The organism is Bacillus sp. FSL L8-0528 (assembly GCF_038593085.1).
GTDB lineage: Bacteria > Bacillota > Bacilli > Bacillales > Bacillaceae > Bacillus > Bacillus paralicheniformis.
Genome location: NZ_CP151961.1, coordinates 1198078 through 1211674, shown reverse-complemented (window position 1 = coordinate 1211674; position 13597 = coordinate 1198078). Strand labels below are relative to the sequence as shown.

Annotated in this window: 14 protein-coding genes; 9 read left to right on the top strand and 5 right to left on the bottom strand. The window is 48.8% G+C overall.

Annotation, left to right across the window (positions count from 1 at the left end; translation table 11 throughout):
- Nucleotides 1-159 precede the first annotated feature (159 nt).
- A complete protein-coding gene (locus tag MHI30_RS06070; protein ID WP_075755006.1) occupies nucleotides 160-1632 on the bottom strand; it encodes a PLP-dependent aminotransferase family protein in 1473 nt (490 codons plus the stop codon).
- A 98-nt stretch (nucleotides 1633-1730) separates the two neighbouring features.
- Between MHI30_RS06070 and MHI30_RS06065 the strand changes: the two genes are divergently transcribed.
- The 6 genes from MHI30_RS06065 to MHI30_RS06040 all read left to right on the top strand — a co-directional run bounded on the left by MHI30_RS06065 (nucleotide 1731) and on the right by MHI30_RS06040 (nucleotide 6111).
- Nucleotides 1731-2336 (top strand): LysE family transporter, encoded by a 606-nt coding sequence (locus tag MHI30_RS06065; RefSeq protein WP_075754930.1) that lies wholly within the window; start codon nucleotides 1731-1733, stop codon nucleotides 2334-2336.
- Between the two features lie 103 nt (nucleotides 2337-2439).
- Nucleotides 2440-3540: a spore germination protein gene (locus tag MHI30_RS06060; RefSeq protein ID WP_237562659.1), complete on the top strand. Its 1101-nt coding sequence runs from the start codon at nucleotides 2440-2442 to the stop codon at nucleotides 3538-3540.
- Complete coding sequence (locus MHI30_RS06055; RefSeq protein ID WP_237562658.1) at nucleotides 3495-3908, top strand: spore germination protein; 414 nt, start codon at nucleotides 3495-3497, stop codon at nucleotides 3906-3908. The genes MHI30_RS06060 and MHI30_RS06055 overlap by 46 nt, the downstream gene beginning before the upstream one ends.
- Before the next feature lie 6 nt (nucleotides 3909-3914).
- On the top strand, nucleotides 3915-4445 hold the full coding sequence (locus tag MHI30_RS06050) for a hypothetical protein (RefSeq protein WP_237562657.1): 531 nt from the start codon (nucleotides 3915-3917) through the stop codon (nucleotides 4443-4445).
- 44 nt (nucleotides 4446-4489) lie between these two features.
- Nucleotides 4490-5026, top strand: a complete 537-nt coding sequence (locus MHI30_RS06045) for a GerAB/ArcD/ProY family transporter (protein ID WP_237562656.1) — start codon at nucleotides 4490-4492, stop codon at nucleotides 5024-5026.
- A complete protein-coding gene (locus tag MHI30_RS06040; protein ID WP_075754928.1) occupies nucleotides 5023-6111 on the top strand; it encodes a Ger(x)C family spore germination C-terminal domain-containing protein in 1089 nt (362 codons plus the stop codon). The genes MHI30_RS06045 and MHI30_RS06040 overlap by 4 nt, the downstream gene beginning before the upstream one ends.
- Before the next feature lie 135 nt (nucleotides 6112-6246).
- Here MHI30_RS06040 and MHI30_RS06035 read toward each other — a convergent pair whose 3' ends face one another.
- The 4 genes from MHI30_RS06035 to MHI30_RS06020 form a co-directional block, all read right to left on the bottom strand.
- Complete coding sequence (locus MHI30_RS06035) at nucleotides 6247-7275, bottom strand: Gfo/Idh/MocA family oxidoreductase (protein ID WP_075754926.1); 1029 nt, start codon at nucleotides 7273-7275, stop codon at nucleotides 6247-6249.
- Between the two features lie 166 nt (nucleotides 7276-7441).
- Nucleotides 7442-8485 (bottom strand): LacI family DNA-binding transcriptional regulator, encoded by a 1044-nt coding sequence (locus tag MHI30_RS06030; RefSeq protein ID WP_075754924.1) that lies wholly within the window; start codon nucleotides 8483-8485, stop codon nucleotides 7442-7444.
- Nucleotides 8486-8541: 56 nt separating this feature from the next.
- A complete protein-coding gene (locus tag MHI30_RS06025; protein WP_020450889.1) occupies nucleotides 8542-9099 on the bottom strand; it encodes a GNAT family protein in 558 nt (185 codons plus the stop codon).
- Nucleotides 9100-9127: 28 nt separating this feature from the next.
- A complete protein-coding gene (locus MHI30_RS06020; RefSeq protein WP_075754922.1) occupies nucleotides 9128-9991 on the bottom strand; it encodes an AraC family transcriptional regulator in 864 nt (287 codons plus the stop codon).
- A gap of 85 nt (nucleotides 9992-10076) precedes the next feature.
- Here MHI30_RS06020 and MHI30_RS06015 point away from each other — a divergent pair, with 85 nt between their 5' ends.
- From MHI30_RS06015 to MHI30_RS06005, 3 genes are all read left to right on the top strand, one after another.
- Nucleotides 10077-11453: an MATE family efflux transporter gene (locus MHI30_RS06015; RefSeq protein WP_025805600.1), complete on the top strand. Its 1377-nt coding sequence runs from the start codon at nucleotides 10077-10079 to the stop codon at nucleotides 11451-11453.
- 202 nt (nucleotides 11454-11655) lie between these two features.
- Nucleotides 11656-11997, top strand: coding sequence for a P-II family nitrogen regulator (locus MHI30_RS06010; protein WP_075754920.1), 342 nt, complete (start codon nucleotides 11656-11658; stop codon nucleotides 11995-11997).
- Between the two features lie 56 nt (nucleotides 11998-12053).
- Entirely contained in the window at nucleotides 12054-13433 is a 1380-nt protein-coding gene (locus MHI30_RS06005; protein ID WP_075754918.1) for an ammonium transporter, read from the top strand.
- Nucleotides 13434-13597 lie beyond the last annotated feature (164 nt).

The following is a 13597-nucleotide window of genomic DNA, read 5'->3' as shown; positions in this document are numbered from 1 at the left end:
AAGATTTTCTCTGCCGCAAATTCATCTGCTAATATGAATCAATAGTTTCTTGAATGATATGTTAATGGAATTTTTTGGACTGTTTTTAAATAACCCGAGGCCTGAAATAAAGCGGGGCGGCTGCTGAACGTCGGTTTCAGCAGCCGGTACAGCCGGAACTCACATGAGCTTCCCAGCGAGTTCTGCGATCGTTTGAATGCCGTAGCGAAGCTCTGGCAAAGAGGCGTACGAATAGGACAATCTGATGCTGTATTTGGCTTCTTTATCGTAGAGGGTGCCGGGATTGATGAGGATGTTTTTCTGTAATGCTTGTTCGAACAAAACGCTGAGCGAGAGCGGCTTTAGAAATGTGACCCAAATGTAAAACCCGCCTGAAGGCTTTTCCCAGCGGGCGATTCCTCTGCAATAGTTCTCAAGACACCGGAGCGCCTCATCCCGCCTTTGTCTCAGTTCGCCTTTGATCCGGCTGAGATTTTCATCATAAAGTCCGCTTGAAAGCCATTTTGCAGCCGCCCATTGCGACAATGAACTTGATCCGTAGTCAGTCTGCATTTTAATATCGGCCAGCCTCTCGATGACGGGCTCCGGGCCTGCGACCCAGCCGATGCGAAGGCCGGGGCTGACGGTTTTCGATAGTGTACTGACATAAAGAATGCTGCCTTCTCTGTCCATGGCCTTCAGCGGCGATGACGGCGGACCGTCAAGCCGCAAGTCGCCGTATGCGTCATCTTCAATAACCGGGAGCGACAGCCGCTTGCTCATTTGAATCAGCTCGCGCTTCCGGTTTTCCGACATCAGTTTGCCCGTCGGATTGTGAAATGACGGAATCGTGTACAGCAAATCGGCGCCATGCCGTTTTTTTTCCGCCGGAATGACGGACGGGTCTAATCCCCCGGCATCCATGGGAAGCCCGCAAAGCCGCATGTCCATCGATTGAAAAACGTGCAGCGAGTATAGGTATGACGGCTTTTCCGTCAACACGACGGCTCTCCGCTTCAAAAGGCTGATCGATATGAGCTGCAGCGCCTGGAGCGCTCCGGAGACAATCAGAATCGAGTCGGCCGACACACGCACACCCTTCCGGCCCAGATGCTCCGCCAGCACCTCTCTTGTATAGCGGCTTCCTTTCGGTTCTTCATACCCGAGCATCAGCCTATCAGATGCAGCGCCGTGAAGAATCTCTTCCATCTGTTGATAGGGCAGCAGTTCAGGCGCCAATTCACCTGTGCCGAGCCTGATGATCCCTTCTGTAAACTCCTGCCTGTTAATTTCCTGAACCGTCATTGAATTGGGACGGTGAATCCCCGAACGTACATAACTCGTCCAGTCAAGCGGCGGCCCCGCCGTCAATTGTGACCATGTTTGATTGGCCACCTTTGTGCCTCCGCCCCGGTTGCCTTCAAGAAATCCTTGGGCTGTCAGCTCGTCCAGAGCCGCGGTAACCGTGCTTCTATTCACTTGAAAGATGGAGGCCAGCTTGCGTTGTGAAGGGATTTTCGTCCCGGCCGGCCATTCGCCCTGTAAAATCTTCTCTTTTATGATCTGTTCGATTTGCTGGTATAACGGAACGTCTGAATGTCTGTTCAGCTGTCTGCGCACTTCATGTTCAGCTCCTTTTTTAAAAGATAGCATTTGGCTGGGCAATTAGACCAGCCAAATGGCCGGAGACATTCCCCGCTTCTTGCTCTACAATAAAACGGATGTTTTGAATGAAAGGGGTTTTTGCAGTAATGAACGCAGCTATTCACGGAATGATTCTCGCTTTTGGACTGATCTTGCCGCTCGGCGCGCAAAATGTCCTGATTTTTCAGCAAGGGGCCGCATCATCGAGCATTTGGCGTGTCATGCCGCTTGTGATCTCCGCCTCGTTGTGCGATTCTCTCCTGATTATACTGGCAGTCACAGGTATTTCCGCGGCTGTCGCCGGCCTTCCCGAAGTTAAATTTGTCCTTTTGACCGGAGGATTTCTGTTTCTCATTTATATGGGATGGATCACATGGAGGAGCAAACCGGCGGTAGGAAACGCGTCCGAAGCTATGCCGGCCAAAAAGCAAATCGCTTTTGCTGCGGCCGTATCGCTCTTAAATCCGCACGCCTTGCTCGATATCGTCGGCGTGATTGGCACGAACTCTTTAGCGTATGAAGGAGCGGATCTTTGGCTGTTCACCTGTGCATGCATGATCGTTTCGTGGCTATGGTTCCTGGGACTTGCCGCAGCGGGAAGACTTCTCAAACAGCTCGATTCGCAAGGGTTCGTAATGACCTTGTTCAATAAAGGATCGGCGGCTGTCATGTGGGGGCTTGCCGCCTACCTCGGCGCCTCGCTGTTTACCTGATCCTGTGGGAACGCGGCTTCTGTCCGCATAAACCTGAGAAGCAGCGAGCACAATAAGGACATCCGGTAACCCGGCATTGATCAATCGCTGATGAGGGATGTCCATGTTTCGAAAATATAAAAGAAAGGGAGCCGGATTGCGAAGCGCTCCCATTACGAAAGATGCCCTTCTTAACGCCACCGCCGGTATGGCTGATGCGGTGATCGAAGAGCATGAAACAAAAGGCGGACAAAAAGCAGTATTTTACTATTTACATACCATCATTGATCGGGTCATGCTGCAGCAATCGATCATCAGGCCTCTGATCATGAGCGCCGAAGAAGAGTCAATATATCGCTGTTTAAAAACCTTTGTTTTGCACGTTGAACCGATCGTATCTTTAGAAAGCGCAAAAGAGTGGCTGATGTCCGGTTCGATCATCATCCATGATCCGGACAGGCAGCAGTGGTTTGCAATCCCGCTTGAAAATCGGGTCGGCCGGCAGATCGAACCGTCTCAAACCGAAACGGTGATGTACGGTCCGAAAGACAGTTTTACCGAACAGCTCGACGTCAATCTTTCTTTGCTGCGGCGCAGGCTGCCTTTAACCAATTTAAAAGCGGAAAGGCTGACGGTCGGTTCGCTCAGCAAAACATCTGTTGTTATCGTTTATATTGCCGGATTAACCAATCCGGAATTGATTGAGGAAGCCAGAAAAAAAATCGCGGAAACCGATTTTGACATGATCTTCGATTCCGCACAGCTCACTGAATTGATTGAAGATCATCATCATTCGATTTTCCCGCAGTTCCAGCAGACCGAGCGTCCCGACATTTCCGCATACAATTTAAGCATTGGCAAAGTCGCCATTTTGGTCGATCAGACCCCGTTTGTATTACATGCGCCGATCACGTTTTTTCACCTTTTTCACTCCGCTGAAGATTATACGACGCGCTGGCCGGTTGCCAGCTTTTTTAGAATGCTGCGCTACGCCAGTTTTTTTCTGTCTATTTTGCTAATTCCTTTTTATGTGGCTTTGTCGACTCATCATTATCATATGTTTCCGCTCCAGATCCTTTATGTGCTGATCGAATCAAGGAGCAAAGTGCCGTTCACCCCGTTTTGGGAAGCGGTCCTTATGCTGCTCTCATTGAAATTATTAAGGAAGCCAGCGTGCGGATGCCGACAAAATCAAGTTCAACATTGGGGGTTATCTCGGGGATAGTGATTGGAGAAGCGGCGGTGCAGGCCGGCTTTGTCAGCAAAGTACTGATCGTTTTGGTCGGTATCTCAACGGTCGCGTCATTTTTGGTGCCCAACTACATCGTAGCTAAAGGGCACACTTTGATTCATTTTACGATGCTCGTGTTCTCCGCCTGCCTCGGTTTTTTCGGATTGATCTTCGGCATGATTGGGCTGTTTGTTCATTTGAACGGGCTCACTTCTCTCAAGCAGCCTTATTTTGCGCCGATTACTCCGTTATATTGGCGCGATTGGCTCGATCTTTTTATACGAAGTCCTTTGATCTGGCTGAAAAAGCGCCCCGAATATCTGCATCCCCTGCAAAAGTGGCGGTACGTTAAAAGGAGATGAAACGGCTTGAGTTCTTTTCAATTATTTCACAAGACACGGCCTCTCGGCGGAATTTACATCACCCTTATCGCCAATCGTATGCAAGTCCTTTTTTTCATCTTGGTTCTGCCGATGTATCTCGTTCATCCTTACATGATGTTCGTTATGCTCGCTGTCGGAATGCTGTCACAGTTCAACTTGTACCTGTTGTCCAAATGGATGTCTTCTCCAGCGGCCGCAAAAGGCTATGAAGGCTTCGCCGCTCTCTTCGGCGAACGCAAGCTGCGCTTTTTTATCCTGATCGGCTTAATTCAGCTCGCGTTAAAGATCGCGATCATGATCACAAGCTACGCCGAAACGGTGAGACACTTCATCTTTCCCGCCATCAATATCAACTGGCTTGTGATCTTGATTCTGGTGATCAGCGGATATGCGGCCTCCCGCGGCATGGAAAATACGATGCGCTTTGTCATCATTGCCTTTATGTCATCATTTTGGATCGTGTTCATTTTTATCAGGTTTTACATACCCCCGATCGCTTCCTTTTATATCCGTTGATTCCTTTTGACTGGACTGAACATTCTTGGAAGGCGCTGCTCGTCATGTGGTCTTCTTTTTCCAGTCCCGAGTATTTGATTTGTCTGGCTCCGTGGTTCAGCAAGGAAGCTAATGTGCTGAAATGTTTATCGGTCGGTAATGCGATTTCACTCTTCGAATATTTGTTTTTGTTTATCGGTGCATTATTTTTCTACGGCTCCTCTTATTTGCGGGAAACCGTTTTTCCGGTGATAAACATGCTCCGCTATTTGCAGTCGCCGATTTTGGAGCGGATCGATACGTTTCTTCTGTCTGCCCATATGTTTCATTTTGCGTTTGTGATCGCGATTTTTTTGCTCTGCTTTTATGGAGGCCTCCGCATTTTGTTTAAAAGGATGGCCAAGCCTGTGACGCGAAGAGGATTTCTGTTCAGCTTTATATTTCTCATGGGATGTTCGCTCGTGTTAAGCACCTGGTTTTGGCAATCCGGAAAGCAGCAAGATATGTGGTTTTTGATCGAAGTATCCATCGGAGCCGTCACTTACGCATTGATTCCGGCTATTCTTGTCATCGCCGGAAAACGAAAGGGGCGCATGCAATGATCAGCGGAAAACGCCTCATATTAAACTGCTGTATCGCACTTGTAATTTTCATGACGATTGAGGGCTGCTCTCCATTTGTTGAAAACAATGAGATTGAAGAAATCTCACCGGTTACCTTTTGGTACATCAAAGAAGGAAAAAAAGGAAAGATCTCAATGAGCACCACCGTCCCTCCGGTGGACCTTGAAAAAAAGCGGCTGTTCAGCACCGAAGTCGATATGATCAAACAAGTCGGCAAGCGGTTTAATTTAAATTATTACAACGAGCTGAAAAACGGGCAGCTGAGAATGGTGATGATCGAAGAAAATCTCGCCGACAAAGGCATACTTCCGATTATCAACACGCTTCTGTCAGACCCGAAAATCGGCCCCCGCCTTTATCTCATCGTCGTCAACGGCGATTTTGACAAATATATACTGAGCGAATTGAAGCAAAGCGAGAATTTTGACTTTTATCTTTATCAGACGTTAAGGCATTTTGAAAGAGCCAACCAGGGTGAAATGAGCATCGTCAACCTGCATCAATTCAAAAACCAGCTGTACACCCACTATTCAGATCCTTACGTACCTGTTTTCAGAACCGATGGTAACCAGTTCACATATGAAGGAACAGGACTTTTCCGAAACGACAAATTCGTGAAGACACTGACCGGCATAGACGATCAAATTTTTCAGCTGATCAACAATAACAGGTATCTGAAGTTCCTCACGATTCCCAGCTTGTCAATCGTAATCGGCCAAGCCCGCTCAACCGTCACATTTGACTTGAATCAAAACAATACAGCTTTATCAATGAAAGTCAGCATAAACGCGGGCCTTGAAGAATACACAGGCGACAAAAACCTGCAGGATCAAAGCGAGTTCAGCGCACTTGTCCATGATGTGGAATCCGAATTGGAAAAGAAAACAGCGGACATGATAAAGGACATGCAAAACATTCGGGTTGATCCGCTTGAAGTCGGCGGTGAAGCGCTGTTTCCGTTTACAAAGCCGATAAGCGACAAAGCGTGGCTGAATCGTTGGGAGAAGATGGATGTCGAGGTGGACTATCAGGTGAATCTGAGACCGAATGTGAATGTGCAATAAGGGCGCGCGGTTGATTGAAAACGCTGAGAGAAAGGCGGCATCGGGCGGAGAAACACTTCCTTCCGCCCTTCTTTCTGTTGATCCTATTGACCACAGGATGATCTCCGGCATACTTTGTCTTTATCACAGCCCGTTTCATACCGTAAGCTGTTTCGTCTGATACTGAATCTTGACGGTCTTGCCTGTTGACCAGGATTCTGTGGCCGCAAGCGCGATTTCCAGATTGACTGCCGCATCCACTTCAGTCACAATCGGTTTCGTTTTGTTGCGAACACACTCGGCAAAGTGCTGCAGCTCTAAGCAGTACGCTTCATGGAACCTCGCCTGGAAATCCGGAATGATATTATAGCTGCTCCCCTGTCCGGTCCGCACGGTAACCGCCGGGTTCCGCAGCGTCCCGATGAAGATGCTGCCGTCCGTCCCGATAATTTCGGCGCGTATATCGTGGCCGTAAGACGAATTGCGGCTTGCTTCCGCATCACCCGTCGCCCCCGAATCAAACTCCATATAGGTGAGCGCTTGATCGACATCATGGCATCCCGGCATGAACGCGTGCTTCAAAACCTTTCCGTGGCCGGAAACCGCAGTAATTTCAGCCCCCATTAAATAACGCGCGATATCATAATCGTGAATCGAACAATCGACGAAAATACCGCCGCTTTTTTTAATGAATTCGGCCGGAGGAGAGCCAAAATCGCGCGTGAACCCTTTATAATAGATCGGTTTGCCGATCTCTCCGGCATCGATCCTCCTTTTGGCATCCGCATAAGCAGGATCAAACCGCCTCATAAACCCTACCTGGCAAATCACGCCCGTTTCTTTGACTTTAGAAATGACTTCAATCGATTCTTCAAGATTTAATGTCAGCGGCTTCTCGACGAAAATCTGTTTGCCGCATTCGGCCGCCTGTTTGATCACTTCGGCATGGGTAGATGTCGGCGTCACGATGACGACGGCATCAATTTCTGGATCGCGGAGACATTCAAACGGATCTTCAAACCACTTTTCAACACCCAGTTCAGCGGCAATCTCCCTCGCCCTTCCCTCTGCCGGATCGGCCACAGCGGCGAGCAGGGCCCCGGGCACCTCGGTTTTGAGGTTTTTTGCGTGGTAATAGCCGAGCCTTCCGAGCCCCAATACGGCGCATCTCACTCGTTCTGTCATTTTCTTCTCCCCCTTTGCATCTCATGAAAGCGCTTTATTAATTAGAGAAAGCGCTTGCTCATTTCAATTCTGATTTTACCCTTTATTTATTTTATCTGCAATATTTTTTAGGTTTTCATCAGGTCAAGCGCTTGCTCTTTATAAACGAAAAAAGAGCGTTTTTCTATTAAAACCCGCTCTTTTCGGCATATGCTTCTTTTTTAAATGGAGGGCCCGTCGACTGTCTGACGACAAGTTCAGGCATGAGAATGATTTTGCTTTTCGAGCTTTTCTTACCGCTAATTTCTTCGGCCAGCAGCTCGGCCGCACGGCGGCCCATTTCTTCAATCGGCTGCGACACTGTCGTAAGCGGCGGATCGGTCATTTCGGCTAAAAACGTATTATCAAAGCCGATGACAGATAAATCAGTTGGAACTTGGAGCCCCCATTCCCTTGCAGTCTGAATGACTCCGCACGCGAGCACATCATTCATGGCGAAAACGGCGGTCGGAATGTTGCTTTCGAAAATCTGAGCGGCTGCTTTTTTGCCGCATTCCAAGGAAAAACCGGTTCCGGCGATGAGCGATTCATCCACTTTGATGCCGGCTTCATCCATCGCTTTTTGGAAGCCTTTCAGCCTGTCTTTTTCTCCGGTTGTCGATCCGTCGCCGGCGATGCAGGCGATTGTCTTATGGCCGAGGGAAATTAAATGCCGCGTCGCTAAGTATCCGCCCATAAAATCGTCAATGACCACGACATCCAGCGGAACAAGGGCGCGATCCTGAGAAATCATCACGAGTGGTATGCCCTCTTTTGCAATATCCTCGAGCGCATCCATGCTCTCCTGATTTTCGATGCCAGTCGCAAAAATGATGCCGTCGACGCTTTTTTGCTTGAGCACCGAGAAATACGTTGTCTCCTTTTTCGGATCGCGGTCGGTACTGCATATCATCATGCTGAAGCCAAGTTCGCCCGCCCGCTCTTCAACGCTTTTGGCAAGCTCTCCGAAAAAAGGGTTTGCAATATCGGGCGTCAACAGGCCGATAATGTTCGTGCGCTTTCCGGTAAGCGCAGAAGCGTGAACATTCGGCTGATAATCGAGTTCTTTCATGACGGCATGCACTCTTTGCCTTGTCGACCTGCTGATTCTCCCGGTATTGTTGATTACCCGGGAAACCGTGGAAATCGAAACGCCTGCCGCTTCCGCTACATCATAAATGGTTTTTTTCATTTTGGTCCCCTCTAGTCCGCTGATGAAAGATATCTAATATTACATTATAGAGCGTGTCAGCTACCGCCGCAAATCAGCTCCCACTCCTCCCGCAATATTCCGTATCTGATTGAATCATAATAGACTCCGTCATAATATCTGACTTTGCGAATCCGGCCTTCCATCTTAAACCCGGCTTTTTCGGCGCACCTCATCATCCGCCTGTTGCCGGACCACGTCGTCATTCCGATTCTCGGCACATCGACGTTTTCAAATAGGAAGCCGACCCATAATTCTACGGCTTCCGTGCCGTAACCTCCGTTCCAGAACCGCGGATCATAGATGCCGATCCCGCATTCCAGCCAGCGTGTCGGCCGGCACTCCCAATAGTAAGAAACTGTTCCTTTCAGCTCTCCTTCGATCTCAATCGCCAAATAGCGCGGCGGTTTTTCTTTTAAAGCCGGCACAAAAGAGTCGAGAAAATATTGAAACGGTTCGGGCTGAAGCGGAAAATAAGGGGCATCCCATTTTTTCCATTCAGGGTTTCGGGTTCCGTAAATCATTCTCCATAATCCGGGCAGGTCATCCATTGTGATCGTGCGCAGCTTTACTTTTTCACCATTGATGGATGCCAAACTTTTCTCCTCCTATGCTTTGAAAATATCACTCAATATTTCTCTTCATCATCTTTCTATACTCAACAGGCGAAATCCCTTCTATTTGTTTAAACAGCTTTGAGAAATAAGTCGGATCATCGATTCCGACTTGTTCGGCAATCGATGACATTTTGTCGTTTGTCGAAGAAAGGAGCCGCTTCGCTTCAAAAACCTTCGCCTTATTGGCGTATTGGCCCGGTGTGATGCCGAACGCCTTTTGCATGCAGCGGGTAATGTAGTCCTGGTGATAGTGAAGGGCAGCCGCAAGCTGCTCCATGCTGAGCTTCTCCTTATAGTGGCGGTCGATGTAATGCTGCGCTTCGGATGCCACACGCTCACTCGCCGAAGGAATGTGGAACGCCTCCTTCTGCAGGTGAATCAGCAGCTCTTCGAACAAGAGCTGCTTCCGAAGAGGCAGGTCGGAATTTTGGGCGGAATCGTCAATCAAACGCCTAAACTGCTGTTCAATAAACGCTTTTTGGTCGATCTTTCCCTTTCTCGGAATCTTTAAATGATATAATGTCGGCGTTTCAAACGTCCCCTTCTTCAGCTTGAGCTCGGTCCAGTTCTCACCTCCCTGCTGTGCGAAGCCATAAGACGGCTCCTGAAAGTGCAGCCAAAAATAGCGGGTATCGTCTTGACAGCCTTTGTGTCCATAATGCTCAAGCCCCGGTACAAGGATGATGTATTCCCCTTCCCGGATCTGATGGGGGTCGCCGTCCTCAGTCAAAAATAGTTCCCCCTGTATTACATATAAGAGATCAAACACGGAATATTCACGCCTCACATGCTTTTCCCCTTTTTTGAACAGCCCTTCTCCGCCGGTAATCAACACAGGGAGCGGCGGAATTGTAAAGATGATATGTTCCATGTTCTCTCCCCTTTTTCATCAAGTCGGATTTCTCCAAGAAGTATCGGTTTCGTCTCTTCTTATTATAAGAAAATGGCGTTACACTATAAAACGGAATTTTAAAAGAAAGGGGTCAAACGCCATGAAAAAAACAGCACCTCAAAACCTCTCTTTATTCGCATTGACTTGGCCTATCTTTATCGAGGTTTCATTATATATGTTAATGGGCAACGCAGATACCCTGATGCTCAGCCAATATTCCGACGACAGCGTGGCAGCCGTCGGCGTCAGCAACCAAATGCTGAACTTGATCATTGTGATGTTCGGTTTTATCGCAACAGGAACAACCGTCATTATTTCTCAATTTTTAGGGGCGCGGCAAAAAGCCGAAGCAATGGAAGTCGGCTATGTTTCCATCAGCGCCAATTTTATCATCAGTCTATTCATCAGTGCGGCGATTTATATATTTGCCAAACCGCTTTTATTGATGATGGGCCTTTCCGCCAACCTGCTTGCTGAAGCCGGCATCTTTCTCCAGATCGTCGGCGGGCTGTCCTTTGTCCAAGCGCTCATTATGACGTTCAGCGCCATTTTGAAAAGCTACGGGTATACAAAGGACACAATGGTTGTAACCATCGGCATGAATATCCTGAACATCGCCGGCAACTATCTTGTCATATTCGGACCGTTCGGCTTTCCGGTTTTAGGCGTGGCCGGCGTGGCAATGTCCACTTCAATCGCGCGCATCATCGGCCTTTTGGCGATCGCTCTGCTCGTCAAAAAGCGCGTCGGCATGCCGCTGTTGTCCAAACGGCTGTTTGTCTTAAAGAAAAGTCACCTGAAAAAACTGCTGAAAATTGGGATTCCTTCAGCAGGGGAGCAGCTGTCATATAACGCGTCACAGATGATTGTCACCTATTTTATCACGCTGATGGGCGCGCAGGCGCTGACAACAAAAGTCTATACCCAAAATTTGATGATGTTTATCATGCTTTTCGGCACAGCGATCAGCCAGGGAACGCAAATCTTAATCGGACGCCATATCGGCGCGAAGCAATTTGATGAAGCATACAGCCGCTGCCTGAAAAGCCTGTGGTGGGCTCTGGCCATTACAACATTTACTTCCGTTCTCTTCGCTGTGTTTTCCAAACAGCTGATCGGCATTTTCAGCAGCAATCCCGATATTATCGCAACGGCCAGTATACTGATCCTTTTGACGATTATCCTGGAGCCGGGCCGCTCGTTTAATGTGGTCATCATTAATTCTCTCAGAGCTGCTGGAGACGCGAAATATCCGGTTTATATGGCAATTGTCTCAATGTGGGGAATCGGCCTTCCGATCGCTTATATTTTCGGTATTCAGCTCGGATTCGGCCTGGCTGGAATATGGTTTTCCTTCATCGCCGACGAGTGGGTCAGGGGAATTTTGATGTACAGAAGATGGAGATCTAAAATGTGGCTACAAAAAGGCTTTGCGGCATAACCTGCTTTCAACTGAAAGCAGGTTTTTTCATGTTAAAAAACATCACAAGAATTTCATTCTATGAACACAAGCCTTTCAAAGAATAGGTCTAATAGATTAATTTTTTTGAAAATTCGTATTGATTTTCAATTTGATATTACGTATGATAATAAACATAACAATACACGTAATAAAACCTTACACCAAAAGGAGGATATACATTGTGAAAAAAATCGAAACGATTATACGCCCTGAACAGTTTCCCCGCCTCCGCAAAAAGCTTGAAGAGGTTGGCATAAACGGATTAACGGTCTCAGAGGTTGCCGGCTGCGGGCAGCAGCGCGGGAAACAGGCTTTGTTTCGCGGCACCTCCTACGAAATCAGGCTGCTGCCTAAAGTGAAAGTCGAAATGGTGATTGAATCGGAGAGCGTTGATGAAATTATCCAAATCATCGAAAGCACATGTTCGACAAATACGGTAGGCGACGGAAAAATCTTTGTGCTCCCGATTGAAAATGCGATTCGAATCCGGACAGGGGAATCCGGAAAGGAAGCGATTGTGTAAAACGACCGGCTCCATCCCGCCTCTTTTAGCCGATACTTTAAGAAAGGGTGATTCTTATGAAAACCAAGGTATCTGCCGTCCTGCTCCTCAGTTTTTTCTTCACAGCATCAGCTCTGGCCGCCGAACCGACGGCGCAATCGGTCAATGACTCGGTCAACATGACATGGGTAGCCATCGGCACTCTGCTCGTCTTTTTTATGCACGCCGGTTTCGCGATGGTTGAATCAGGCTTTACGAGAGCTAAAAACACGTTAAACATTTTAATGAAAAACTTCCTGACGGTCTCTATCGGCTCCATCCTTTATTTCTTCGCCGGATACGCATTCATGTTCGGAGACAGCGCCGGCGGGTTCATCGGCACAAGCGGTTTTGCTTTAGCGGGTGATCAGGATGTCGGATTTTTCGTCTTTCAGGCCGTGTTTGCCGCTACGTGCGCCACCATTATTTCCGGCGCTGTCGCTGAACGGATGAAGCTTGGCAGCTACATGATCTTGACGCTGTTTATGACCGGTCTCATCTATCCGGTTGTCGGCCATTGGACTTGGGGGGAAGGCTGGCTGTACGACCTCGGATTTGTCGATTTTGCCGGATCTTCAATCGTTCACTTGACAGGCGCTGCGGGCGCAGTTGCGGCTGTCATGTTTCTCGGGCCGCGGATCGGAAAATATACAAACGGCAAGGTCAACGCCATTCCAGGGCACAGCATTCCGCTGGGCGCTCTCGGCGTCTTTATCCTGTGGTTCGGCTGGTTTGGGTTCAACGGCGGAAGCACGCTTGCAGCTGATCCCGCCGCCGTCCCGCACGTCATCACCACAACCCTTTTAGCGGCATCGGGCGGAGTCGTCAGCTCGGCGCTGTTCACTTATTTCCGCTACGGCAGGATCGACCCTTCCCTGACGCTGAACGGCGCGCTTGGCGGCCTTGTCGGAATTACCGCGGGCGCGGACGGCGTTTCATTTACAGGCTCGATTTTAATCGGATTCATCGCCGGTGTCATTTTAGTTGTCGGCGTTCAGTTTATCGATCAGGTGCTGAAGCTTGACGATCCCGTCGGCGCCATTGCCGTTCACGGTATTTGCGGTGTTTGGGGGACGCTTGCAGTCGGGCTTTTCAATACATCGAGCGGTCTCTTTTACGGAGGAGGAGCCGCACAGCTCGGCGTTCAAGCCGTCGGCATTTTGGCGATCGCAGCCTGGACCCTCGCTGCCACATCGGCTGTCACTGCGGTAATGAAAGCTATCACTCCGATCCGGGTATCAAAAGAAGAGGAAATATCCGGACTCGATTATGCCGAACACGGTTCTTCGGCGTACGAGTATAAAGAAAGCTACATCGATCAGGGCGATGTTGACGTCAGCACCGCTTTCGGAACGGATCTTGTCTCACGGCTCAACAATTTAAAGCCGGGACCGTCTTCCAAAACAGAACAGGTTTGACTCTCATCCATCCGGCTCGCCGGCCGATCATTGAAATCAGCGGCGGTGTTTAAAAAACGCAGCCGTTTCTTTTTGTTTTCAGCGTGTCGACAAACCCTCATATCCGTTGTCAGACCTGCAAGGGTTTCGGGTCACGCAGAAGGAATGACAAAATCGCAAAACAA

What these genes read in the sequence shown, in the direction of transcription:
- MHI30_RS06040 (WP_075754928.1), top strand. Translation starts at nt 5,023, where the DNA reads ATGATCAGCGGAAAACGCCTCATATTAAACTGCTGTATCGCACTTGTA.
- MHI30_RS06035 (WP_075754926.1), bottom strand. Translation starts at nt 7,275, where the DNA reads ATGACAGAACGAGTGAGATGCGCCGTATTGGGGCTCGGAAGGCTCGGC.
- MHI30_RS06030 (WP_075754924.1), bottom strand. Translation starts at nt 8,485, where the DNA reads ATGAAAAAAACCATTTATGATGTAGCGGAAGCGGCAGGCGTTTCGATT.
- MHI30_RS06005 (WP_075754918.1), top strand. Translation starts at nt 12,054, where the DNA reads ATGAAAACCAAGGTATCTGCCGTCCTGCTCCTCAGTTTTTTCTTCACA.
- MHI30_RS06070 (WP_075755006.1), bottom strand. Translation starts at nt 1,632, where the DNA reads ATGCTATCTTTTAAAAAAGGAGCTGAACATGAAGTGCGCAGACAGCTG.
- MHI30_RS06060 (WP_237562659.1), top strand. Translation starts at nt 2,440, where the DNA reads ATGTTTCGAAAATATAAAAGAAAGGGAGCCGGATTGCGAAGCGCTCCC.
- MHI30_RS06065 (WP_075754930.1), top strand. Translation starts at nt 1,731, where the DNA reads ATGAACGCAGCTATTCACGGAATGATTCTCGCTTTTGGACTGATCTTG.
- MHI30_RS06045 (WP_237562656.1), top strand. Translation starts at nt 4,490, where the DNA reads ATGTGGTCTTCTTTTTCCAGTCCCGAGTATTTGATTTGTCTGGCTCCG.
- MHI30_RS06020 (WP_075754922.1), bottom strand. Translation starts at nt 9,991, where the DNA reads ATGGAACATATCATCTTTACAATTCCGCCGCTCCCTGTGTTGATTACC.
- MHI30_RS06055 (WP_237562658.1), top strand. Translation starts at nt 3,495, where the DNA reads ATGCCGACAAAATCAAGTTCAACATTGGGGGTTATCTCGGGGATAGTG.